This window comes from Ciceribacter lividus (assembly GCF_003337715.1).
GTDB lineage: Bacteria > Pseudomonadota > Alphaproteobacteria > Rhizobiales > Rhizobiaceae > Allorhizobium > Allorhizobium lividum.
Genome location: NZ_QPIX01000004.1, coordinates 235,327 through 258,641, shown reverse-complemented (window position 1 = coordinate 258,641; position 23,315 = coordinate 235,327). Strand labels below are relative to the sequence as shown.

At 62.8% G+C, this 23,315-nt stretch carries 18 protein-coding genes; 5 read left to right on the top strand and 13 right to left on the bottom strand.

The window, feature by feature from the left end; all coding sequences use genetic code 11:
* Positions 1 to 20 precede the first annotated feature (20 nt).
* A complete protein-coding gene (locus tag DFR48_RS09510) occupies positions 21 to 4,184 on the top strand; it encodes a translocation/assembly module TamB domain-containing protein (protein ID WP_114362911.1) in 4,164 nt (1,387 codons plus the stop codon).
* Positions 4,185 to 4,237: 53 nt separating this feature from the next.
* Here DFR48_RS09510 and DFR48_RS09505 read toward each other — a convergent pair whose 3' ends face one another.
* Entirely contained in the window at positions 4,238 to 4,666 is a 429-nt protein-coding gene (locus DFR48_RS09505; protein WP_112686517.1) for an Lrp/AsnC family transcriptional regulator, read from the bottom strand.
* 123 nt (positions 4,667 to 4,789) lie between these two features.
* On the opposite strand from DFR48_RS09505, the gene rocF reads away from it, so the two are divergent.
* The 4 genes from rocF to DFR48_RS09485 all read left to right on the top strand — a co-directional run bounded on the left by rocF (position 4,790) and on the right by DFR48_RS09485 (position 8,649).
* Positions 4,790 to 5,725: an arginase gene (gene rocF / locus DFR48_RS09500; RefSeq protein WP_114362910.1), complete on the top strand. Its 936-nt coding sequence runs from the start codon at positions 4,790 to 4,792 to the stop codon at positions 5,723 to 5,725.
* An 18-nt stretch (positions 5,726 to 5,743) separates the two neighbouring features.
* Positions 5,744 to 6,952, top strand: coding sequence for an ornithine--oxo-acid transaminase (rocD, locus tag DFR48_RS09495; protein ID WP_114362909.1), 1,209 nt, complete (start codon positions 5,744 to 5,746; stop codon positions 6,950 to 6,952).
* Positions 6,953 to 7,170: 218 nt separating this feature from the next.
* The gene (locus DFR48_RS09490; RefSeq protein WP_112686511.1) at positions 7,171 to 7,650 is read left to right on the top strand and encodes a chemotaxis protein CheW; all 480 of its coding nucleotides are present in this window, start codon (positions 7,171 to 7,173) and stop codon (positions 7,648 to 7,650) included.
* Positions 7,651 to 7,803: 153 nt separating this feature from the next.
* Complete coding sequence (locus DFR48_RS09485; RefSeq protein WP_114362908.1) at positions 7,804 to 8,649, top strand: asparaginase domain-containing protein; 846 nt, start codon at positions 7,804 to 7,806, stop codon at positions 8,647 to 8,649.
* 66 nt (positions 8,650 to 8,715) lie between these two features.
* Here DFR48_RS09485 and DFR48_RS09480 read toward each other — a convergent pair whose 3' ends face one another.
* The 12 genes from DFR48_RS09480 to DFR48_RS09425 form a co-directional block, all read right to left on the bottom strand.
* Entirely contained in the window at positions 8,716 to 10,368 is a 1,653-nt protein-coding gene (locus DFR48_RS09480; RefSeq protein ID WP_114362907.1) for an OFA family MFS transporter, read from the bottom strand.
* Between the two features lie 297 nt (positions 10,369 to 10,665).
* A complete protein-coding gene (locus tag DFR48_RS09475) occupies positions 10,666 to 12,690 on the bottom strand; it encodes a sensor histidine kinase (protein ID WP_114362906.1) in 2,025 nt (674 codons plus the stop codon).
* Positions 12,683 to 14,071 carry a sigma-54-dependent transcriptional regulator gene (locus DFR48_RS09470; protein WP_114362905.1) on the bottom strand — a complete coding sequence of 463 codons (1,389 nt, stop codon included), beginning with the start codon at positions 14,069 to 14,071 and terminating at the stop codon, positions 12,683 to 12,685. Before DFR48_RS09470 ends, DFR48_RS09475 begins: the two co-directional genes overlap by 8 nt.
* Before the next feature lie 97 nt (positions 14,072 to 14,168).
* The gene (locus DFR48_RS09465; protein WP_114362904.1) at positions 14,169 to 14,402 is read right to left on the bottom strand and encodes a formate dehydrogenase subunit delta; all 234 of its coding nucleotides are present in this window, start codon (positions 14,400 to 14,402) and stop codon (positions 14,169 to 14,171) included.
* Positions 14,392 to 15,225: a formate dehydrogenase accessory sulfurtransferase FdhD gene (gene fdhD / locus DFR48_RS09460; protein ID WP_114362903.1), complete on the bottom strand. Its 834-nt coding sequence runs from the start codon at positions 15,223 to 15,225 to the stop codon at positions 14,392 to 14,394. Before fdhD ends, DFR48_RS09465 begins: the two co-directional genes overlap by 11 nt.
* Positions 15,222 to 18,104, bottom strand: a complete 2,883-nt coding sequence (fdhF, locus tag DFR48_RS09455) for a formate dehydrogenase subunit alpha (protein WP_114362902.1) — start codon at positions 18,102 to 18,104, stop codon at positions 15,222 to 15,224. Before fdhF ends, fdhD begins: the two co-directional genes overlap by 4 nt.
* Positions 18,105 to 18,164: 60 nt before the next feature.
* A complete protein-coding gene (locus DFR48_RS09450) occupies positions 18,165 to 19,721 on the bottom strand; it encodes a formate dehydrogenase beta subunit (RefSeq protein ID WP_114362901.1) in 1,557 nt (518 codons plus the stop codon).
* Positions 19,718 to 20,197 (bottom strand): formate dehydrogenase subunit gamma, encoded by a 480-nt coding sequence (locus DFR48_RS09445; RefSeq protein ID WP_114362900.1) that lies wholly within the window; start codon positions 20,195 to 20,197, stop codon positions 19,718 to 19,720. Before DFR48_RS09445 ends, DFR48_RS09450 begins: the two co-directional genes overlap by 4 nt.
* Before the next feature lie 203 nt (positions 20,198 to 20,400).
* A complete protein-coding gene (locus tag DFR48_RS09440; protein WP_114362899.1) occupies positions 20,401 to 21,294 on the bottom strand; it encodes a LysR family transcriptional regulator in 894 nt (297 codons plus the stop codon).
* Positions 21,295 to 21,360: 66 nt separating this feature from the next.
* Positions 21,361 to 21,735, bottom strand: a complete 375-nt coding sequence (locus tag DFR48_RS09435; protein ID WP_114362898.1) for an ArsR/SmtB family transcription factor — start codon at positions 21,733 to 21,735, stop codon at positions 21,361 to 21,363.
* Positions 21,736 to 21,804: 69 nt separating this feature from the next.
* Positions 21,805 to 22,737 carry an L-lactate dehydrogenase gene (locus DFR48_RS09430; RefSeq protein ID WP_114362897.1) on the bottom strand — a complete coding sequence of 311 codons (933 nt, stop codon included), beginning with the start codon at positions 22,735 to 22,737 and terminating at the stop codon, positions 21,805 to 21,807.
* A gap of 155 nt (positions 22,738 to 22,892) precedes the next feature.
* Positions 22,893 to 23,300: a F0F1 ATP synthase subunit epsilon gene (locus DFR48_RS09425; RefSeq protein ID WP_114362896.1), complete on the bottom strand. Its 408-nt coding sequence runs from the start codon at positions 23,298 to 23,300 to the stop codon at positions 22,893 to 22,895.
* Positions 23,301 to 23,315: the final 15 nt, after the last annotated feature.

The window sequence follows — 23,315 nt, the reverse complement described above, 5'->3', positions numbered from 1 at the left end:
AGGGAAGACGAAAAGCCGCGATGCAACTCCTGACCCGCCTGACGAAATGGATCCTTCGCCTTGCGGCCTACGTCGTGGGAACGACGTTGGCGCTGCTGGTCGTTGCAATTGTACTCGGTGGGTTCACCTCTTTCGGCGGGAGACTGTTGTCGGGCTGGATCGCGGAGCTCGCCTCCACGCCGGATCGCCGGATTACGATTTCCGATCCGGGGCCGTTGCTGTCCGGACGGCTCCGCGTCGGAACGGTCACGATTGCCGACACGAAGGGAACTTACGCCACTGTCCGGGATCTCGCCGTCGACTGGACTCCGTCGGCGCTGCTTGCCGGACGTTTCCGCGCCGATCGCATCGCCGCAACGGCGATCGAGATCGACAGACAACCAATTGTGACGCAACCTCCGACACCGTCAGGCGCGCCCTTCCGGCCGCCGCTGGCGATCGACATTGCCTCGGTTGCGGTGGGTGACGTCTCTCTCGGGAGCGAACTGGTGGGGAAGCCCGTGACCTTTTCCCTTGCAGGTTCCGGGCTCGCCGATGCTGATCAGATCGCGGCTAAGATCGAGGCCCGACGCAGGAATGTTGCCGGTTCGGAACTTGGTGCCGACCTGCTTTACGCTCCGGCAGACGATCGCCTGCGCCTCAAGGCGACTGTCGCGGAGCCGGCCGGCGGACTCATGGCCGGCTTGCTGCGCCTTCCCGGTGAACCTGCCCTCAAGATCGCTATAGATGGCGACGGTCCGCTATCCGACTGGCGCGGCACGGTCTCAGCCGACGTCGACGGTCAACCGACGATCTCGGTCACTGCGACGCACCGCATAGTGGCGGAGAACCGCCGGCACGTGACGCTCAAGGGCGACGGCCAATTCGATCGGGTTTTGCCTCCCTCCCTGCGCAGCCTCTTCTCAGGTCGGACTCTGATCGACGTCGCGGCGGCAATCGCACCGTCCGGCGCCGTCGAAATCGAAAGCGGCGCGGTAATATCCGCGAGCCTCAAGCTCACCGCCTCGGGAACCTTCGATCCCGCGGGCCAGAACGACCTGCGGGCAAGCCTTTCCGGCATCTCCGGACCGGTCACCCTTCGCTGGGCGGATGACAAGCGCACCGTCGAGACGGAAATCGAGAGCGCGGAATTCTCCATCAACGGACCGGCATCGGCGGCCGCGCTGAACCTCAGGGCGCAGCTGCAATCCCTCGCCACGACGGAGGGACGCCTGAACGACGTCACACTCTCGGCGAAAAGTACGGCATTCGACCTCGCGGAGCGGAAAGGCCAACTCGACACGGCAATATCGGTCAAGGCAGGTACGTTTTCGAGCCCCTCCCTGAACCATGCCGTCCGTCCGCCGCTGACCATACATGCGCCGCTCGCCTTTTCATCCGGGAGCATCGGCTTCGACGGCTCGACCATCGAGAGCGCGTCCGTCGGCGGCAAGATCGACGGAAGCTATTCGCTGGAAAGTGGCACTTTGTCGTCCCACCTCGCCCTGTTCCTCCTGCCGGATGTTCTGCCTGCGAGCGTCGCGTCAAAGTTCAGCGGAACGATCGGCCTGGCCGGCGATCTCCAATTCGCGCCGCCGGGCGCCGTAAGCCTCGACAACCTGAAGGTCACCTCGAACGTCCTGGAGATGTCGGGCAACGGTGCACTCACATCCGACAATCAGATTACGGCCGACCTGCAGGGCAAGATCGCCGACATCGGCCATTTCATCGCCAATACGGAAGGCGCGACGGACTTCACCGTTTCTGCCTCCGGCCCTCTCGACAGCCCAAAGGCGCGCGTGGCGCTGAACGCCGCCGAGGCGAAAGCGGCGGGACGGACGCTGGAAGCCTTGACCGTCGAGCTGGAGGGAACTGCAAGTCTTACAACTCCGACAGGCCAGCTCAGGATGTCCGGTCAATTGGACGGGCAGACCATCAGCGGCAGCGCAGATCTTGTCCCCGCGAATGGTGGGACGAACATCCCGGCGCTTTCGGTCGTCGTGGGCCCGAATCGTGCGTCTGGCTCGATGTCGTTCTCGCCGCAGTTCACCCCGAGCGGCGAACTGACCTTCGATTTTCCGGACATCGGTCTCCTTGCCGCGCTGGCCGGTCAGCAGGCCGCCGGCGATCTCAAGGGTAACGTGACGATTGGAGATGATAAGGGGCGGACGAGCCTGAAGGTCGCGGCGAGCGGCTCCACGCTAAGCCGCGACGGCGTCGTGGTGACCAGACCCGATATGAACGTCGCGATCGCCGATATCCCGACGCTGGCAGCCGTTGGGTCAGTGCGTGCGCAGTCACTCAAGGTCGGCGGCCAGGTGATCGAGACCCCCCTCCTGTCCTTCACGCGTGAAGGTTCCGAAACGGGCATCAAACTCGAAGCACGCTATGACAACGCACCCGTCCTTTTCGAAGGTGACGTAGTGGAAACGACCGATGGATTGACCGTCGGTCTAAAGGAGCTTTCGGCCGCGCCGCGCGGAATCCCGCTACAACTCTCCGCTCCTGCGTCCGTGGCCATCGAGGATGGCACGGCGACCCTGCGTGCCGTCGCCATCTCGGCAGGCAGTGGCACAGTCACGCTCGACGGAAGGGCTGGCAGCACGCTTGATCTGAACGCGGCGTTGAACAACATCCCTGCGGCGTTGGCCAACAGCCTCTCGCCCACACTCGGTGCAGCCGGCAGCATTTCGGGGACCGTTACCGTCACCGGGCGGGCTGCATCTCCCGTCGTGGGCTACACGCTCGACTGGCGGAACGCGGCTGTCGCACAGACACGCTCGGCCGCCCTCGGTGACTTGAACGTCAATGCACGCGGACGTTTCGAAGGCAGCAGGCTGACGATCGATACGCGGACAACCGGCGCCGGAGGCGCCGTGCTGACCGGCGGAGGATCGCTTGTCGTGTCCGGCAGGCAGGATGTCGACCTGCGCTTCGCCGGCGATCTGCCCTTCGCAACGCTGTCGGGCCTTCTGTCGCAACAAGGCCTCGTGCTGGAGGGAACAGCAAATGTCCAGCTCACGGTGTCTGGCAATCTCCGCGGTCCCGTTGTCGGCGGCAGACTGACGACAAGCGGCGCGCGGCTCATCGACGTGCGGAGAAATCTCACCGTAGAAGCCCTGGCCGCCACGGTCACACTTGCCGAGAACCGGGCGACGATCTCTGATCTCACGGGGCGTCTGGTGAGTGGCGGCGCCGTGTCCGGCTCGGGCACCATCGACATCCGTTCTCCGGGACTGCCGGCCGATGTCGAGATCAAGCTCGTCAAGGCCGTCTACGTCGATGGAATGCTCTTCCACTCGACGGTCGACGGCACGCTCGGACTGCGCGGTCCCCTTCTCTCCGGACCGGTGCTGTCCGGATCTCTGGCGCTGTCCGACACCGCAATCACCGTGCCCGAACGGCTTCCCGCAAGTCTCGCCGAGATCGACGTCAAGCACAGGAATGCTCCCCCGGCGGTGCGCGCCCAAACGGCCGCATTGCGACCGACAGAGGCGCGTGGCAGCAGTTCCGGCATCCGGCTCGACCTTGCCATATCCTCGCCTTCACGCGTTTTCGTGCGCGGCAGGGGCATCGATGCCGAACTCGGAGGCTCGCTCACCCTGAAAGGAACGGCCACCGATCCCGACGTCAGTGGCGCTTTCACGCTGCTGCGCGGGCGCCTGACCATTCTGACCAAGCGCCTGGACTTCACCCGGGGCACAATTACCTTCGGGGGCGGCCTCATCCCCATCCTCGACATGGAAGCCACCACGACATCCGGCAGCACGACGATCACGGTGACGCTCTCGGGCCTGGCGAACAATCCGCAGGTCGCCTTCTCGTCTTCGCCGGCACTGCCGCAGGACGAGATCCTTGCGCAGCTCATCTTCGGTCAGTCGATGACCCGGCTGTCAGCGCTCCAGATCGCCCAGCTCGCAGATGCCGTGGGACAGCTTGCCGGCGGGCAGACGTCGCTCTTCAGCAGTCTGCGCGGCGCGATCGGCATCGACAACCTCGACATCACGACCGATGAACGCGGCCAGGCGCAGTTCCGTGCCGGAAAATACCTGAACGAGCGGACCTATATCGAACTCGACCAGGGTGCCGACGGTACGGGCCGAGCCACCATCAATCTCGATGTCGGGCGTGGCGTCAAACTGAAGGGCGAAGCCGGAGGCGACGGCTCCGGCGGTGCCGGCATCTTCTACGAAAAGGAATACTGAGCCCGGCAGAGCTTCCGGTCCTATTCCGCTTCCCCGCCAATTAAATACGGCGATCAGTAGCTCACTTTGCTGGTCTTCAGGAGAATGTTGCTCTCGGTGGTATTGATGCCTTCGATGAGGCGGATGCGCCGCAGCGTCTCGTCGAAGGACGCGAGATCGCGATCCTCGAGTTCGGCGACGAAGTCCCACCGGCCATTGGTGCTGTGGAGTGCACGCACCTCGGGCAAGCCCCGTAGTTGATGGGCGACCTTGTCTGCGAACTTGCCGACGACCTCGATCATCACGATCGCGCGGACGCCGGCCGCGCGCAGCTCACTTCCGGTTTTGATGGTGAAGCCTGCGATGGTACCATCTGCAACCATGCGATCGATCCGTGCGGAGATGGTGGCGCGCGAGGCACCGGTCATCGCCGCAAGCGATGACACAGCGATTCTGGCATTGTGGCGCAATGCGCCGAGTATCGCGTGATCGAGGTCGTCCAAGGGTCACAATCCGTCAGAATGGCCTGTCATTTTGCGAAACTTAGCTTCCTTTTCGACATTTTTCCATCTTTTTGCCGACGCGGTGCGCAGGGATAATTCTCGTCAGAAGACAGGGAGTAGCGGATGCAGGAACAGCAGAAGGCGGTGACACTGGTCGGGGTGCCGATCGAGGAAGGTTCCGGCCGCGGTGGCTGCGCGATGGGACCGGCAGCCCTCAGGATTGCCGGCATTGGTCAGATGCTGCAGGAACTCGGATACCGCGTCAGCGATGCGGGTGACCTGCGCCCGGGACCGGCAGCCGACCTTCGGACGAACCCGAAGGCGAAGAATCTTCCGATTGTCGGCGCCTTCACTCGTCTGTTGGAAAAGACCACTTTCGATGCTGCCTGCGCCGATAGCTTGCCGGTAGCGCTCGGCGGCGATCACAGCCTGTCGATGGGCAGCGTCTCCGGCATGGCCCGCTACGCCGAACAGGTCGGCCGGCCGCTCTTCGTTCTTTGGCTCGATGCGCACGCCGACTTCAACACGCCGGAGACCTCTCCATCCGGCAACATGCATGGCATGCCGGTTGCCTTCTTCTGCGGTCAGGCCGAGTTCGCCCCTATCCTTCCGGCCGACCGGCCGTTCGTCGACCCGAAGCAAGTCTATCAGGTCGGCATCCGCTCTGTTGACGAGGAGGAGCGCGTCGCGATCGCCACAAACAAGGTCAATGTGTTCGACATGCGGGCCGTGGACGAGGACGGTGTCGGCGCAATCATGCGCAGGATTCTCGCCGAGGTCGGGCGCAACAACGGCCTCCTGCATGTGAGCCTCGATGTCGATTTCCTCGATCCGGACGTCGCTCCCGGTGTCGGCACCACGGTACCGGGCGGAGCAACCTTCAGGGAGGCCCATCTCATCATGGAGATGCTGCACGATAGCGGGCTCGTCTCCTCGCTCGACCTGGTCGAACTGAACCCCTTTCTGGACGATCGCGGCAAAAGTGCCCGCGTCCTCGTCGATCTCGCGGCGAGCCTTTTCGGCCGCCGCGTCCTCGACCGCCCGACCCGCTCCGCCTGAGTCACAAGGAACGCCGCCATGTCCCAGACAGCTGAACTGATTGCTACCGAACACCGTCTCGGCGCCCATAACTACAAGCCGCTCGACGTCGTGCTGACGCGAGGCCAGGGCGTGCATGTCTGGGACGGCGACGGAAACCGCTATCTCGATTGCCTGTCCGCGTATTCCGCCGTCAACCAGGGGCACTGCCACCCGCGCATCCTGGCCGCGATGACCGAACAGGCCTCCAAGCTTACGCTGACCTCGCGCGCTTTCCGCAACGACCAGCTCGCTCTCTTCTACGAAGAGCTCGCAGCGCTGACCGGCTCACACAAGATCCTGCCGATGAACTCGGGCGCCGAAGCCGTCGAAACGGCGATCAAGGCGGTACGCAAATGGGGCTACGAGGTGAAAGGCGTCGAGAAGAACAAGGCCGAGATCATCGTCTGTTCGGAGAATTTCCACGGCCGCACGCTGAGCATCATCAGCTTCTCGACCGATCCGGACGCCCGCGAAGGCTTCGGTCCTTACACGCCGGGCTTCACTATTGTCCCTTTCGGTGACGCCGCCGCACTCGAGGCCGCCATAAGCCCGAACACGGTCGCTGCCCTCATTGAGCCGATCCAGGGCGAGGCCGGCGTCATCATTCCTCCAGCCGGCTATTTCCGCCGGGTGCGTGATCTCTGCACAGAGCACAACGTCACACTGATCCTCGACGAGATACAGACCGGGCTCGGTCGAACCGGCAAGTTTCTGGCGGAAGAGCACGAAGGCATCGAGGCGGACGTGACCCTGATCGGCAAGGCCCTCTCCGGCGGCTTCTATCCGGTCTCCGCGGTGCTTTCGAACTCCGAAGTGCTCGGAGTCCTTCAGCCTGGCCAGCACGGCTCGACTTTCGGCGGCAATCCACTCGCCTGCGCGATCGCTCGAGAGGCGCTGAAGGTACTGGTGGAAGAAGGCATGATCGAAAACGCCGAGAGGATGGGAGCCTACTTCATGGAGGGGCTTCGGTCGATCCGTTCCAACATGATCCGGGAAGTCCGCGGGCGCGGCCTGATGATGGCGGTCGAGCTCCTGCCCGAGGCAGGCGGTGCCCGCAAGTACTGCTACGCCATGAAGGACCGCGGCATTCTCGCCAAGGATACCCACGTCAATACCATTCGCTTCGCACCACCACTGGTCATCACCAGGGACCAGGTGGATTGGGCAATCGAGAACATCGACGCCGTACTGTCGAAAGGCACGTGAAGAAGGTGGGATTTTGGCCGGTGTAGGCTGCAGCTTTTCCGGTACCGTCTCGGATTTAGATTTGAGCAACACTCTTCCGCTACGGTGCACACAGAGCGAGACGAGATGTCACTGCCGCAGCCCGGTCCGTCGCATCGCCGGTACGCGTTTTCACGGCATGAGCAAGGACGTTTCGGCGTCGGCGCTCTGCGAAAGACAAAAGGACTGGGAACACACTGATGGCAACGACGATCAACTCCACGACCTTCGGCGGCGATACCCTCGAGATCATCGCCTTCCGTCTTCACGATCAGGAATTCTGCGTGAAGACAACGACCATTCGCGAAATCCGCGGCTGGGCGCCTTCGACCCCCATTCCGCATGCGCCGGCCGACGTGATCGGCGTCATGAATCTGCGCGGCTCGGTGATCCCGATCATCGATCTTGCCTACAAGCTCGGCATGAAGAGCACGGTCGCCAATGAGCGCAGTGCGATCGTCGTCGCCGAAGTTCACAACATGGTAATCGGCATGCTCGTCGACCGCGTCTCCGACATTCTGACGATTCCGAGCTCCCAGGTTCAGCCTGTACCGGAAATTTCGGCTTCGTTCGACAAGTCCTTCTCGGAAGGTATCATCGCCACCGAGAACGGCATGATCTGCTTCCTGAACCTGTCGAAGATGTTCAAGGGCACGGAAGCCGACGACCTCGCCGCCTGATCGCAGCCCGCGATATCTTGATCTATGGAGCCCGGCGCTATCGGTAGCGCCGGGTTTTATTGCGTGCGCGCCCCGTCCTTCGTCTGGTGAGTTGATCGCGGACGGGGCCTGACGTACGACAGGGCAGACAGAATCGTCTGAGGTTTCAACGTCATGCAACTGCTTCTCATCCACACCGGCGGCACGATCGGCATGGCGCCCGGGCCCGACGGCCTCGCTCCGGTCAAAGGCCTCGTCGAAAAGGCACTCGCGGAGCGGCTGCCGGCGGGGATCGCGCTCCACACCCACGTCTTCGACCCGCTGATCGACAGCGCCGACATGGGGCCGGATGGATGGAATGCGATCCTGTCGGCCATCCGCGCCTATCCCGACGTACCGGCCATCGTGACCCATGGCACCGACACCATGGCCTTCACCGGCGCCGCCCTTTCGCAGGCGCTTGCCGGAGAAGGCCGCAGGGTCATTCTTTGCGGTTCCATGACGCCGCTCGGCATGGGTGGTGATGCCGAAGGCAATCTTGCCTTGGCGATCGAGGCGGCCATAAAGACAGGCGAAGGTGTACATTTGGCTTTTGCGGGCTCGCTGCTGCCGGCGGACGGCCTTGTGAAGCACCACAGTCACGCGGCCCTCTCCTTTCGCTCGCAGCCGCAGCTGAAGCAACCGACGCCGTCAAGGCGCAGCTTCTCCGCCCGTCGCCTCGCCATCCTGACGCTTTCGCCGGGCCTGCCGGCTGAGGCGCTGGAAGCCAGCCTCGCCACGCTAGACGGCGCTGTCCTGCGGGTCTTCGGTGCCGGCACGGCGCCATCGGACCAAGCGATCCTGAATGTTCTTACCGAGGCCGTCGCCGTGGGCAAGCGAATCCGTGCGGTGAGCCAATGCGAGGCGGGCGGCTTGACGCCCGGAACCTACGCCGCGGGTGCCGGCCTTTGGGCAACCGGCGTCGAGAACGGCGGACTGGAAACGCCGGAAGCGGCACTCATCCGCCTTTGGCTCAACTGAGGCGAATGCAAGAGAGGCGGACTTTTCAGCCCGCCTCCCCACGAAGAGTCTCTTCTTTAGCCAGGCTCAGCTGAAGAGCACGAAGGTCTTCTGCAGCGTGATCCAGACACCCCAGAGGATCGGGAGACCGATGACGGCCCAGGCGGCCAGCGCCTTTCCGTCGAACCCACCCTTGCCGATCCCGAAGGAGCCGGTCGGGCCGGCATTGCTTGCCTGGGTTTTGGCCTGCAGGGCCGCGACTTCGTCGTCCGACATGAACCACTTGTCGGAGAGCGGCCTGACCAGCGCGTTGGCAATGAGCCCCAACGCCAGCATGCCGGCCAGGATGTACATGGTGAAATCGTACACCTGTGCGCGGGGAATGCCGGCAGCGATCTGTGCCTCCCGGATGTAGTTGACGACGACCGGCCCGATGATGCCTGCCGTGGCCCATGCTGTCAGAAGGCGGCCATGGATTGCGCCCACGAACTGCGTTCCGAAAATGTCTGCAAGATAGGCGGGGATGGTTGAGAAGCCGCCGCCATACATGGAGAGAATGACGCAGAAGGCCGCCACGAAGTACACTTTGCTGCCGATGCCGGCCGCCCATGGTGCCGAGGCATAGAGCAGGATGCCGAGCAGGAAGAAGACGTAATAGGTGTTCTTGCGCCCGATCTTGTCAGAGAGTGATGCCCAGAAGAACCGTCCGCCAATGTTGAACAACGACAGCAGTCCGGTGAACCCGGCAGCGATCGCGGCGACGGCAGCCAGTTGTTCCTTGCTGAGATCGGCAAACTTCAGTTCCGGAACACCGATCAGCGAACCGGCGAAGATTTCCTGCAGCATCGGCGAGGCCATACCGATCACCCCGATACCGGCGGAAACGTTGAGCGTCAGTACGGCCCAGATCAGCCAGAACTGCGGCGTCTTGTGCGCGTCGCGCAGATGGACATGGCCGTGCGTAATCATCGCATTGCCGGTGACTTTCGGCTGCCAGCCTTCAGGGCGCCAACCGGCGGGCGGAATGCGATAGCCGAAAGCACCGCCCATCATGAAGACGAAATAGATCGCGGCGATGACGATGAAGGTTTGCCACACGCCGACCGAGGTATCGCTCTTGAAGGTGTTCATCAGCATGTTGGCCAATGGTGCTCCGATCATCGCACCGCCGCCGAAGCCCATGATTGCCATGCCGGTAGCCATGCCGCGGCGGTCCGGGAACCACTTGATCAGTGTCGAGACCGGCGAGATGTAACCGAGCCCAAGGCCGATACCTCCGATGACGCCCGCACCAATCCACATCAGCCAGAGCTGGTGGAAGATGACACCGATCGCAGCGAGGACAATCCCGCCGCACCAGCAGCAGGCCGCTACGAAGCCCGCCTTGCGCGGGCCAGCACGCTCAAGCCAGCCACCCCATATGGCCGCCGAGCTGCCGAGAAGCACGAAAAACAGGGTATACATCCAGCCGAGATCGCTGACGCGCCAGTCGCAGCTGGTCGTGAAGAGCGCCGTGGCCAGGGTCATATCCGGACAGGCGACAGGCGCCGTAATCCCGATCGACTTTGTGAGCGGCAGCCAAAACACCGAGAAGCCGTAGGCCATGCCGATGCAGAGATGAATGGCAAGTGCCGCCGGCGGCACCAGCCAGCGATTGAAGCCCGGCTTCGCGATGATGCGCTCGCGGTCGAGCAGACCCGCACCATAACCGCCGGTTAGTGTTTCCGTGCTAACAGACATTTCTATTCTCCTCCCTTCCCCCGGTCGAAGCCGGCGGATCCATCTGCTTGCAGACTGACATCAGTTCCGATCCATGGAACCGATGCACGTACTGCCTCCCCAGCGATGTCGCGCAAGCGAGTCGCTCTCCCGCTTCCGGTGGCTCGATGTCAGACAGCGCGCCGGAAGCAAAGGTTACGTTGCAACCCGTGTGCCAGGAGACGACTTGACGTTTTTCAATGTGTTAGGCCGCGCCTACTCGGAAATTTGGACATTTTGTCCGGATTGTGTGCGACATTTTGTCCGGGCAGAATGTCTTCAATCCGCTTCTGGAAGCCAGATCGTAAAGGTGGTTCCTGCTCCCGGACGGCTCTCGGCGGTCAGGCTGCCGCCCTGTCGCGTAACCAGCGTTTGACTGATCGACAGGCCAAGACCGGTTCCGCCCTGCCGTTTGGTAGTAAAGAAAGGATCGAAGATGCGGTGCAGTACGTCGGGTGTCATCCCGACGCCGGTATCCGTCACCTCGATGGCAACACCCCGCCGTCCCTCGCGATCCTCGTCTCGACTCTTCAGCGTCAGCGTCCCGCCGTCCGGCATCGCGTGGATGGCGTTGACGATGAGGTTCACCAGCACTTGCTGCAGCTCCGTGCGGTTCATCAGTATCCGGCGCGTGGCCGCATCCTCCCGCGAGACCCCGATAGCACCCTTGTTCAGCAGGTGCTGCACGAGCGGCAGACAATCAGAGACCACATCGGCCACCGCGTGCCGCTCGACATAGCCGGCATATTCCTCGGGCTTCGCGAACTGCAGGAGTTTCGTCACGATCTGGCTGATGCGGTGAATCTGTTCATCGATGAGACGAAACTCGGTCGCGACGCCTTCGCTCTCGGCAGCGAGAACGCTGCGAACCACATCGAGATTGCCCTGCATGACCGCTATGGGATTGTTGATCTCGTGGGCGACCCCGGCCGTGATTTCACCGATGGCAGCAAGCTTCTCGGACATGATCAGTTGCTTCGTGGTCGCCTCGAGCTGCCTGTTGGCGATTTCGAGTTCATGCGTCCTGGCCGCCACCCGGGCATTGAGTTCATCGTTCCAGGCCCGGAGTTCGCGATCACGTTGTTGGACCTGATCCAGCAGGGTATCGAGATGGTGTGCGACGCGGCCGATCTCGTCGTCGGCACGTGCAAGGCCGGTACGTGCACCGAGATCCCCCTCCTCCACCCTGCCGATGGTGGCCGTCATGCGCTCGAGCGGCTTGAAGATTCCTCGTGCCCAGCGCAGAAAGATCGGAACACTGGCGCCGGTCACGGCAAGGAATGCAAGACCGATACCGATCAGAGTCTCCGTTTTGGCGCGTGCAAACGGCGCTTCCAGGAAGCCGACATAGAGCATGCCGACCCGCTTGCCGTAGCTGTCGCTGATCGGCTCGTAGGCGGAAACATACCAATCGTTGACGACAAAGGCGCTGTCGAGCCAGACACGACCTTGGTCGAGCACCGCCTCGCGGACCGCCTTAGATACCCGTGTGCCGAGCGCCCGTTTGTCCTCGAAGAGCCGGACATTCGTACTGATGCGAACGTCGTCGAGAAACAGCGTCGCCGTTCCGCGGCTGCCAGTCGGAAGGCTGGCTTCGCGGTAGACGAGATCGTTGATCGTGTCGATGAACACGAGGTTCTGGTTGAGCAGGATTCCGCCGACCAGCGCGACGGTTCCCTGGCCCGGCACGAAAGCGGGGCTCGCGGAATGGACGACCATGCCCCGACTTTCGGAGGACCGGTCGGTCGGAAGCGCGTTCGGCGTCGGCACAAGCTCCAGCCGCGCTTGGGACGCCAGGTTGGAGGAGATCGCCGCCAGTTCTTCGTTGGTGAAGATGTCGATCGCCGTGCTGGCACGACCAGAGAGCGCCGCCTGCACGACCGGCCAGTCGCTGCGGATCGGCGCGACGGTTCCCAGCGGTGGAGAGGCGGCGAATGGCCCTTCGTCACCTGCGACCATCAGGAAATCCAGCCCGAGCCGCTTTCGGTTTTCTTCGAGAAATGCCGGCAGTGCGGCAGCCCCGTCACGGGCGACGATGTCGCGGAAACCGGCCGAGTCCGTGAGTGCCTTCAGGTGCTCGCCGGTGTTTTCGAGAATCCGGGACAGATACTGGTGCGCGATCGTGAGATCGCCATTCACCTTGGAGGTCAGAAGCGCATCGAACTTGGCTTCCCATCGCGCCATGGTGACGGCAAGCAGCACGGGCAGTATGACAAGTGTCGGCAACAGCGCGATTGCAAGCAGGCGAAAGCGGATCGAGGAGCCGCCCACGCCAGGCGTGACAGGTGTCGCGGGCTTAGACATTCCAGGCCGCGCATTTGCGATCGATCGTCTTGCGTGAGATTCCCAGCCGTCGCGCTGCCTCGTCGCGATTGCCGCCAACCTCGTGGAGAACGGCGAGGATGTGTCGCCGTTCGACATCCTCGAGTGTCGAAGCGGCGAAAGCCGCCGGGGAACGATGACCTCGGAAGTCCTCGGGGAAGGCACCGAGGATCAGCGACCGCTCGATGAGATTCCGTAACTCGCGAACATTTCCGGGCCAGCGATAGTGCAGGAGCGCGGCCGTCACGTCGGCATCGATGGTCACCGGCGGCATGCCTAGCTGCAGCGACAACTTGTCCATGAACAGTCGAGCGAGTTCGAGCACATCACCATCTCTCTCCCGAAGAGGCGGGAGAAAGAGCTGCATCACATTGATCCGGTAGAACAAATCCGCGCGGAAGTTACCCTGTTTGACCTGCGCTTCTAGGTCCGCATTGGTCGCGAATATGAGGCGGAGATCGACCGGAACCTCACGCTCGGCTCCCACCGGACGTATGCGCCTGTCTTCGATCGCCCGCAACAGCTTGCTTTGGGTCGCAAGCGGCATCTCGCCGATCTCATCCAGAAAGAGCGTCCCGCCCTGGGCATGCATGAACAGGCCCTCGCGGCTCGTCTCCGCACCCGTGAAGGCTCCCTTGAGATGGCCGAAAAGCTCGGACTCGATCATGTCCGGCGGAATCGCCGCACAGTTGACCGGCACGAACGGTTTCGAGGCGCGATCCGATAGCGCATGGATCGAACGGGCAGCGACCTCCTTGCCTGTGCCCGATTCACCACTCAGCAGCACGGTCGTCGGCAGGGGCGCCACCTTTGCAATCGTCTCGCGAACCCCGCGGATCGCTGGCGACTCGCCGATCAGCTTGTCCCGCAGGAGGATGTGCTCGGAGGTCGCACGCAGCTCGTAGCGCAGAACGAAATTCTCGCGCTGCAGCCGCATGCGATCGAGACAACGGGCGACGGCGTTGAGGATCTGGTTGGAGCGGAAGGGCTTCAACACAAAGTCGACCGCACCGGCACGTAGCGCCTGGATCGCCGTCTCGAGGTCCGCATAGGCGGTCATCAGGATGGCATCGGCATAGAAGCCTATGGCCCTTTGCTCGACCAGCCAGTCCACACCGTTCTTGCCCGGCATGATGTTGTCGAGAATGACCACGTCGAAATGGTATCGATCGAGCTTGCGATTGGCTTCATCGGTGTCGGCCGCCTCCTCGATCCGCTTGCAGCGCGGCCCGAGGGTACGAACGAGGAAATTGCGCATGCCGGGCTCGTCATCGACGACGAGAATGCACGCCTGCGCAAGCCACGGCCCGAATTCGGGCGTGCGTTCGGCCGCGGCCGCTTTCCGTACCGTCTCTGCCCGCACGCGCCTCTCCCATCCCGTCGATCAGATTGCCGTCATGAATAGCAGAGAAGGCGAAGTCACAAAAGCCACGGGATACGGTTGCGGATGAACGGCAATGCTACGCCGGCTCGGGTCGATTGACCAGTTTGGCGGCGTCGAGGACCAGCGGGTCGAGGCCGGGCCCGCCTGCGTCGAGGATCTCGAACAGCTGCCGACGCATGCGGGGCTCCCAGAACTTGTTGATGTGCGTGGCAACACCATCGACCCGCGTTGCCTCGGGTTGGGACGCAAAGAAGGACGCGATCTGGTTCGCCATCCGGACCAGCTTTTCGGCGGTGTGCTCATGCGACATCGGCAACGGCTCCTGGAGACAATATACGGTCAGCGTGGGTGAATATCTCGAAATCCTCGCCACGGACGACCGCGACGAGGGTCATGCCGGCCTTCTCGGCCGTTTCGATGGCGAGGAGCGTCGGCGCTGAGACGGCGAGCAGAAACGAACTGCCGAGGCTTGCTGCCTTTTGAACCATTTCGACGGAGAGTCGGCTGGTGACAGCGACCACCCCATCCTCACCGCGATAGCCGGCTTTCACGACGGCTCCGCAGAGCTTGTCGAGCGCATTATGGCGTCCGACGTCTTCGCGGATCGCCACCAGCCCCTTTCCCGGAACGCAGAAGCCGGCGCCGTGCACGGCATGCGTCACGCGGTTGATGCTCTGCGCGTCTCCCAGTGCTCGTACAGCCTCTGCGACCTCCCGCGAGCGCAGGCGCAGACCGCCGCCCCTCACGGACCGCACTGGCCTCAGCGCCTGATCGATCGACTCGATCCCACAGAGACCGCAGCCGACGGGTCCCGCCATGTGGCGTCGGCGCGCGCGAAGGGCGTCGGCCACCGGATCGGCGAGCGTCACCTGCACGTCTATGCCACGCCCCTCGTCCACGACCTCGATGCCGACGATCTCCGCCGGGTCGGCGATGATGCCTTCGGTGAGGCTGAACCCGACGGCAAAATCCTCGAGGTCCGCCGGCGTCGCCATCATGACGGCATGGGTGGTGCCGCCATAGCTGAAGGCAATCGGAACCTCGTCGGGTACCATGCGCTCGCCGCTCCGCACGGCACCCGCCCGAAGCACGAGCTCCGGCACAGGTTTCGCGGCGAGGCGCGCTGGCGTCATTCGGCCGCCTCCAGCTTTCCAGCGATACGACGAGACTTCCGCGAGAGGTCCTCGTAGTCTCGCTGCCAGTCCGATGGACCGTTGGAAGGCGAAACCTGGACCGCCGTCACCTTGTATTCCGGACAGTTAGTCGCCCAGTCCGAATAGTCGGTGGTGATCACATTCGCCTGCGTTTCCGGATGGTGGAAGGTCGTATAGATCACACCGGGCGCGACGCGATCGGTGATCAGCGCCCGCAGCGTCGTGTCACCCGAACGGCTGGCAAGCTTGACCCAGTCGCCATCCTTGATGCCCCGCTGTTCGGCATCGTGCGGATGGATCTCCAGTCGGTCCTCTTCGTGCCAGACCACATTCTCGGTGCGGCGCGTCTGCGCGCCGACATTGTACTGCGACAGGATGCGGCCGGTGGTCAGAAGCAGTGGGAAGCGCGGGCCGGTGCGTTCGTCGGTCGCGACATATTCCGTGCGGATGAACTTGCCCTTGCCGCGCACGAAGCCGTTGACGTGCATGATCGGCGAGCCTTCCGGGAACTTCTCGTTGCAGGGCCACTGCACCGAGCCCATCTTTTCCAGGTAGTCGTAGGTGACACCGGCAAAGCTCGGTGTCGTGGCAGCGATTTCGCCCATGATTTCGGACGGGTGGCTGTAATTCCACGCGAGCCCCATGGCCTGTGCGAGCTTCTGCGTCACTTCCCAGTCGGCGTAACCGTTCTTCGGGCTCATCACCTTGCGGACGCGATTGATGCGGCGCTCGGCATTGGTGAAGGTGCCCTCCTTTTCGAGGAAGGTCGAGCCTGGAAGGAAGACGTGGGCGTAATTGGCCGTCTCGTTGAGGAAGAGATCGTGCACCACCACGCATTCCATGGCCGCGAGGCCGGCGGACACGTGCTTGGTGTCGGGATCGGACTGCAGGATGTCCTCACCCTGGATGTAGAGGCCCTTGAAGGAGCCTTCGACAGCCGCATCCAGCATGTTCGGGATGCGCAGGCCCGGTTCGTTGTTGAGCGTCACGCCCCACATCTTCTCGAAGGTCTCGCGCGTCGCGTCGTCAGAGATATGTCGATAGCCCGGAAGTTCGTGCGGGAAAGAACCCATGTCACAGGAGCCCTGCACATTGTTCTGGCCACGCAACGGATTCACCCCGACGCCCGGCCGTCCGATATTGCCCGTTGCCATGGCGAGGTTGGCGATCGCCATGACCGTCGTGGAGCCCTGGCTGTGTTCGGTGACGCCGAGACCGTAGTAGATCGCGCCATTGCCACCCGTCGCATAAAGGCGGGCCGCGCCGCGGACAAGCTCTGCCGGCACCCCGGTGAACTTCTCCGTCTCCTCCGGCGAATGCTGCGGCTCAGCGACGAACGCCGCCCAGTCCTCGAATTCCGACCAGTCACAGCGTTCACGAATGAAGGCTTCTGCGAACAGGCCTTCGGTTACGATCACGTGAGCAAGCGCCGTCAGAACGGCAACGTTGGTGCCCGGCTTCAGCGGCAGGTGATAGGCCGCCTCGACATGAGGCGTGCGCACCAGATCGATACGGCGCGGATCGATGACGATCAGTTTGGCGCCCTGACGCAATCTCTTCTTCAGGCGTGAGCCGAAGACCGGATGGCCGTCGGTCGGGTTGGCACCGATGACCAGCACGACATCGGAGTGTTCGACCGAATCGAAATCCTGCGTGCCGGCGGAAGTACCGAATGCCTGGCCGAGACCGTATCCCGTCGGCGAATGGCAGACGCGCGCGCAGGTGTCGACATTGTTGTTGCCGAACCCGGCACGCACCAGCTTCTGCACGAGGAAGGTTTCCTCATTCGTGCAGCGGGACGAGGTGATGCCGCCGATCGAGTCGCGCCCGTATTGGTACTGGATCCGGCGAAACTCGGAGGCGACGTGCGCAAGCGCTTCCTCCCAGGTCACTTCGCGCCAGGGATCTGTGATCTTTTCACGGATCATCGGGTTCAGAATGCGATCCTTGTGCGTCGCATATCCCCAGGCGAAACGCCCCTTGACACAGGAATGGCCACGATTGGCCTTGCCGTCCTTCCACGGCACCATGCGGACGAGCTCCTCGCCACGCATCTCCGCCTTGAAGGAACAGCCGACACCACAATAGGCGCAGGTGGTGACGACGGAATGCTCCGGCTGCCCGATCTCGATGACGGACTTCTCGGTGAGCGTCGCCGTCGGACATGCCTGCACGCAGGCGCCGCACGACACGCATTCGGAAGCGAGGAAATTCTCATGCATCCCCGGGGAAACGCGAGACTCGAAGCCCCGGCCCTCGATCGTCAGCGCGAAGGTGCCCTGCACTTCTTCGCAGGCCCGCACACAGCGCGAGCAGACGATGCACTTCGACGGATCGTAGGTGAAGTAGGGATTGCTCTCGTCTTTCGGCATCCAGCGCGCATTCGCCTCGCCGGTTCCGCACCTCGCCTTCACGTGATTGTCGCCGTCGTAGCCATACCGGACATCGCGCAGGCCGACGGCGCCTGCCATATCCTGCAACTCGCAGTCGCCGTTCGCCGCGCAGGTGAGGCAGTCGAGCGGATGGTCGGAGATGTAGAGCTCCATTACCCCCTTGCGGATCTGCTTCAGCCGGTCGGTCTGGGTGTGGACCACCATGCCCTCGGCCGCCGGCGTGGTGCAGGAGGCCGGCGTGCCGGCCCGTCCGTCGATCTCCACGAGACAGAGACGGCACGAACCGAAGGCATCGACCATGTCGGTCGCGCAGAGTTTCGGAACCTGGATGCCAGCCTCCATAGAGGCGCGCATGATCGAGGTGCCGGCAGGAACGGTGATGCGCTTCCCGTCGACGGTCAGCGTGACGGTGTTCTCCGATCTGGACGCCGGAGTGCCGTAATCGATTTCAGGAACGAGGGGCATGGCGAGCCTCCTGGTTGAAAGCAAGGGATAAGGTTCGGCGGAGAACGACGATCGTCTTTGTCATTCCGCAGCCTCCTTTATGGGAGCCGGAGCGAAATCCTCCGGGAAGTGCTTCAGAGCGCTCATGACGGGATAGGGGGTAAAGCCGCCGAGCGCGCAGAGCGAGCCGAACTTCATCGTGTTGCAGAGATCGGCAAGCAGCGCCTTGCTCTGCTCCGGCTCGACACCGGCGGCGATCCGGTCGACCGTTTCGACGCCGCGGGTCGAACCAATCCTGCAGGGTGTGCACTTGCCGCAGCTCTCGATCGCGCAGAATTCCATCGCGAAACGTGCCTGCTTCAGCATATCGACGGTGTCGTCGAAAACGACGATGCCCGCGTGCCCGATGAGACCGTCGCGGGCGGCAAATGCCTCGTAGTCGAAGATCGTATCGAAGAGCGAGGGCGGGAAGTAGGCCCCGAGCGGGCCGCCGACCTGGACGGCCTTGACTGGTCGACCGCTCAAGGTGCCGCCGCCGATGTCGTTGACAATCTCTCCGAGTGAAAGGCCGAATGCCGTCTCGTAGAGGCCGCCGTGCTTGACGTTGCCGGCCAGCTGAATCGGAATCGTGCCATGGGAGCGGCCAACGCCGAAGTCCTTATAGAAGGCCGGGCCACGGTCGAGAATAACGGGAACGGACGCGAGCGAAATCACGTTGTTTACCACCGTCGGACAGCCGAAGAGCCCCTGCAGAGCCGGTAGCGGCGGCTTTGCCCTGACGATGCCGCGCTTGCCTTCCAGGCTGTTCAGCAGAGATGTCTCCTCGCCGCAGACATAGGCGCCTGCGCCTTCGCGGACTTCCATGTCGAAGGCGCGGCCGGACCCGAGGATGGAGGGACCGAGAAGATTCGCTTCCCTCGCGATCGTGATCGCTCGCCGCATCGTCTCGATGGCGTGGGGATACTCGGATCGGGTATAGACGTACCCCTTGGTTGCACCGGTTGCCATTCCGGCGATAATCATGCCTTCGATCAGCATAAACGGATCGCCTTCCATGACCATGCGGTCCGAGAACGTGCCGGAATCGCCTTCGTCGGCATTGCAGACGATGTACTTCGTCGCGCCTGGCGCATCGAGCACGGTCTTCCACTTGATGCCGGTCGGAAAGCCAGCCCCGCCACGGCCGCGCAGGCCACTCTCGGCGACCGCGGCAACGATCTCGCCGGGAGACATCGTCAACGCCTTTTCGAGCCCCTTGAGGCCGCTATAGGCGCGGAAGTCATCGAGAGAGAGAGGATCGGTGACACCGCAACGGGCAAAGGTGAGGCGCGTCTGGTTGCGCAGGAACGGGATGTCCCTGGTCCGCCCGTGGCAGAGCGGATGCGCCCCTCCCTCCAGGAAACCGGCTGCGAACAACCCCGGCACGTCGCCCGGACTGACCGGACCGTAGGCAATGCGTCCGTGTTCAGTCCTGACTTCCACCATGGGTTCGAGCCAGAGAAGCCCACGCGAACCGTTGCGGACGACACGGGCGTCGACACCGCGCATCTCGATCTCGCGAGAGATCGCCGCGGCAACCCTGTCGGCACCGACTGCAAGCGCGGCAGCATCGCGGGGGACGAAGATGGTGGTAGTCATCGGCGCGCCTCCGCGATCAACGCATTGCAGCTTTCGCTGTCCAGACGACCGTATACCTCGCCGTCGAGCATGGCCGATGGCGCACACGCACACAAACCGAGACAGAACACCGGCTCAACGGTGACGGCACCGTCCGCCGTCGTGCCGCCCCACTCCACGTCGAGCAGGCCTTTCAACTCCTCCGCAAGCCGGTCTGCACCCATCGACTGGCACGCCTCCCCGCGACAGAGCTTCAGCACATGGCGGCCGGAAGGCTCGGAACGGAAGTCGTGATAGAAAGAGACGACACCATGCACCTCTGCACGCGACAGATTGAGAGCACTCGCGACGAGAGGCTTTGCATCTTCCGGAATAAAGCCGAACGCTTCCTGCACCGCATGCAGGATCGGAAGCAATGGCCCGTCCGAAAGCCTGTGCTCTTCGATGATCGCACGCGTGCGAGACAAGACGTCATCCACCGATGACCGTATATTCATGATCAGTCCTCCCAAACCGACACGAAATGGCTTCAGCGGATCGTGTTGAACCGTTTGGGCGTGCCGGTCTTCTGTTCAGTAGCTGTGCTGCTCAGTGCGCGAGACCGGAAACCTTCGCTGTCCGCTGATTATAGCGGCAAGGATGGCCGAGTTGGAGCACCGGGGTCAATAATGGTGTTCCGTCGTTTGATAGATAAAACCTATCAAAACGCCTCGACCTCCGCGAGCCTGCGGCCTTCGTGCAGCAAGGCGGAAACAAGAGGTGTAAACGGCTCGCGGTGCTGAGCAACGAGGCCGACGACATGTTCCGCCTCCGGCTCGACAAGAGGGATCATCCGGATACCGGCTGAAAAACCGAAGGATTCCGCAACGTTCTTCGGCATAATCGAGGCCCATCGACCGGTGCGGATATGCGAAAAGAGCACGATCATCGAGTTTGATTCGAGCGTCGGCTTCGGCACGACGCCAGCCTCTGCCATATGCTGGTTGATGATACGGCGGTTCTGCATGTCCACCGTCAATAGGCAAAGCCGAAGGTCGGCGACTTCCCGCCAGGTCACAGTTTCGCGATCGGCCAGTGGCGAGTCCGAGGCGGTGATGAGGTGGTAGCGCTCCGCATAAAGCGGCACCATGCTGACGCGGCCGAGCGGTTCGTTGTCGAGATATGTGATACCGACGTCGACCTCGAAGTTTTCGAGCTGGCTCAGAACCTGCAGCGATGTCCGCGAGATCACCGAAAAAGTCACGTCCGGATGCTTGACCTGGAAGGGTTCCGTGATCCTCGGGACGATGGTGAGGGCAGTCGGGATGGCCGCTATCCGGACGTGCCCGGCCAATCCGTGTCGGGCGGCCCGCATCTCCTCGCGCATCGTGCGGGTGTCGCCGACGATGCGACGCGCCCATTCGAGCACACGCTGCCCCTCCGGCGTCAATCCCTGGAAACGGGAACCACGCTGGACCAACACCACCCCGAGCTGGTCCTCGAGCTGACGAATGGCCGCCGAAAGCGTCGGCTGCGAAATCCCGCACTCCTCGGCAGCCCGCCCGAAGTGTCGCTCGCGTGCCAGGGCGATAAAGAATTCCAGCTTGTCGATCATCGCCACTCCCTCGCGCCAGAGATAACACAGCTCTGCCGGGTGCAGGAAGCGGCAACAGGGATGGCGTCAGGAACGGGTATTATTTTCCGGCTCGCAATACATCCGGTAAAGGACCGCGAGGAGATCGCTGAGGCTGGGATTGGCGATGCTGTAATAGATCTGCCGGCCCTCGCGGCGCGTCTTGACCAGCTCTTCGATCCGCAGGCGCGCGAGATGCTGCGAAACCACCGCCTGCTGAATGCCGAGGATCGCCTCGATCTCGCTGACCGTCCGCTCCCCGTTCACGAGGATGCAGAGAATGAGCAGGCGCGATTCGTGGGAAAGCGCCTTCAGCAGTTCACTCGCGGCCGCGGCTTTCGACATGAAATCGTCGAGACGGCTTTTATCGCTCACGTTGTCCAGCAAGGTCAGTACCACCACAGTTTCGATCAGGACATGCATATGCGTAATTCACGAAATGTCATAGTGCATATGTCCTGCAAAACCAAGCCGCCTCGTTCCTCTCTGTCCCTAGAGACCAAGGGAAACCGTCGCCTGCTTGATCAGCATTGCACTTTTGCGCAGCGCCGCCTGCTCCTCCTGGTCAAGCTCGGGGAAGAGATCGGCAAGCACACCAGCCGCACCGATTACGCGTGGTACGGAGAGCGGCACTTCGGCCACGTCCTCCACCATCCCGGTGACGATCGACACGGACAGCACATCGCGTTGGTCATGGGCGATCGCTTTCACGATGCGGGCAAGGCCCGCCCCGATACCGTAATAGGTAGCACCCTTGCCACTGATGATTCGGTAGGCAGCATTGCGGACACCGTCATCGATGGTCTGCCGAACGGCAGCGTCCAGGCGCTTGCCCACCTGGTCGGCGAAGGTCTCCAGCGCAATCGATCCCGCGCGCGCATTGGACCAGGCGAGGACCTCGCTGTCCCCGTGCTCGCCGAGCACATAGGCGTGTACCGATTGGGGCGAGATGCCGAGATGGCGACCGATCAGGCTACGAAAGCGGGCCGTGTCCAGGATCGTTCCAGAGCCGATTACCCGCTGGGACGGCAACCCCGAGAGTTTGGTCGCAACAGCCGTCATGATGTCGACGGGATTGGTAGCGACGAGCAGAATCGCTTCGGGCGCGGCAGTTCCGACGGCTCCAACAACCTCCCGAAAGACCTCGGCATTGCGCTCGAGCAGTGCAAGCCGTGTCTCGCCCGGCTTCTGGCTGACGCCCGCGGCGAGGATAACGATGCCGGCGTCGACGAGATCGGCATAGTCGCCTGACCTCACGGTGGTAGCTGACACGAACGGTACGGCGTGGGAAATATCTTCCGCCTGCGCGCGGGCCAGAGCGTCATTCCGGTCGACAAGGACGATCTCGCTGACGCTGTCCGTCATGGCTAACGCGTAGCCGGCCGAGCTTCCGACCATACCAGCACCGACGATACCGATATTCATGCTCACCTGCCAATGTCGCCCGATGCCCTTCGCACCGCCATTCAGGTTCGCTGATGGCGACGGACGCGTCAAGCTGCGGCGAGCGGTTCGCCGGCGACACCCAGAAAACAAGAAAGGCGGCCTTTCGACCGCCTTTCTCCAATTCCCTGGCTCGATCAGGCCGGAATGATGGCACCGTTGAGATGCGTCAGCTCGGCAAGATACTGCTCGAGCTTGGTCTTGTGCTCCGCGCTGTCCACCTTCTCAAGTTCGGCCTTTGCGGCCTCGATCCGCTTCACCAGCGTCTCGCGGTTCAGCTCGCTCATCTCCACGGCGGACTCCGCAAGAAGCGTGCAGCCGGTCGGAAGGACATCTGCGAAGCCGCCGAAAACGACGTACCGGCTCGTCTGTCCGGAGGCAAGCTTTACCGAAACGACACCAGGCTTGATCGTCGTCATGGTCGGCGCATGATTGGCCATGACGGTCATCTCGCCTTCGGTCGCCGGAATGACGACTTCGCTCACCTTTTCGGAAAGCAGCAGACGCTCGGGCGAAACGAGTTCAAAATTGAAATTGTCGGCCATGACTCTTCACTTTTT

Excerpts from the sequence above, each read along its gene's own strand:
- DFR48_RS09485 (WP_114362908.1), top strand. The coding sequence starts at position 7,804 with ATGCAACTGCTTCTCATCCACACCGGCGGCACGATCGGCATGGCGCCC.
- DFR48_RS09440 (WP_114362899.1), bottom strand. The coding sequence starts at position 21,294 with ATGATCGACAAGCTGGAATTCTTTATCGCCCTGGCACGCGAGCGACAC.
- fdhD (WP_114362903.1), bottom strand. The coding sequence starts at position 15,225 with ATGACGCCAGCGCGCCTCGCCGCGAAACCTGTGCCGGAGCTCGTGCTT.
- DFR48_RS09480 (WP_114362907.1), bottom strand. The coding sequence starts at position 10,368 with ATGTCTGTTAGCACGGAAACACTAACCGGCGGTTATGGTGCGGGTCTG.
- DFR48_RS09435 (WP_114362898.1), bottom strand. The coding sequence starts at position 21,735 with ATGCATGTCCTGATCGAAACTGTGGTGGTACTGACCTTGCTGGACAAC.
- DFR48_RS09475 (WP_114362906.1), bottom strand. The coding sequence starts at position 12,690 with ATGTCTAAGCCCGCGACACCTGTCACGCCTGGCGTGGGCGGCTCCTCG.
- rocF (WP_114362910.1), top strand. The coding sequence starts at position 4,790 with ATGCAGGAACAGCAGAAGGCGGTGACACTGGTCGGGGTGCCGATCGAG.
- DFR48_RS09430 (WP_114362897.1), bottom strand. The coding sequence starts at position 22,737 with ATGAATATCGGTATCGTCGGTGCTGGTATGGTCGGAAGCTCGGCCGGC.
- DFR48_RS09490 (WP_112686511.1), top strand. The coding sequence starts at position 7,171 with ATGGCAACGACGATCAACTCCACGACCTTCGGCGGCGATACCCTCGAG.
- DFR48_RS09465 (WP_114362904.1), bottom strand. The coding sequence starts at position 14,402 with ATGTCGCATGAGCACACCGCCGAAAAGCTGGTCCGGATGGCGAACCAG.
- DFR48_RS09445 (WP_114362900.1), bottom strand. The coding sequence starts at position 20,197 with ATGAATATACGGTCATCGGTGGATGACGTCTTGTCTCGCACGCGTGCG.
- fdhF (WP_114362902.1), bottom strand. The coding sequence starts at position 18,104 with ATGCCCCTCGTTCCTGAAATCGATTACGGCACTCCGGCGTCCAGATCG.
- DFR48_RS09450 (WP_114362901.1), bottom strand. The coding sequence starts at position 19,721 with ATGACTACCACCATCTTCGTCCCCCGCGATGCTGCCGCGCTTGCAGTC.
- DFR48_RS09510 (WP_114362911.1), top strand. The coding sequence starts at position 21 with ATGCAACTCCTGACCCGCCTGACGAAATGGATCCTTCGCCTTGCGGCC.
- DFR48_RS09425 (WP_114362896.1), bottom strand. The coding sequence starts at position 23,300 with ATGGCCGACAATTTCAATTTTGAACTCGTTTCGCCCGAGCGTCTGCTG.
- rocD (WP_114362909.1), top strand. The coding sequence starts at position 5,744 with ATGTCCCAGACAGCTGAACTGATTGCTACCGAACACCGTCTCGGCGCC.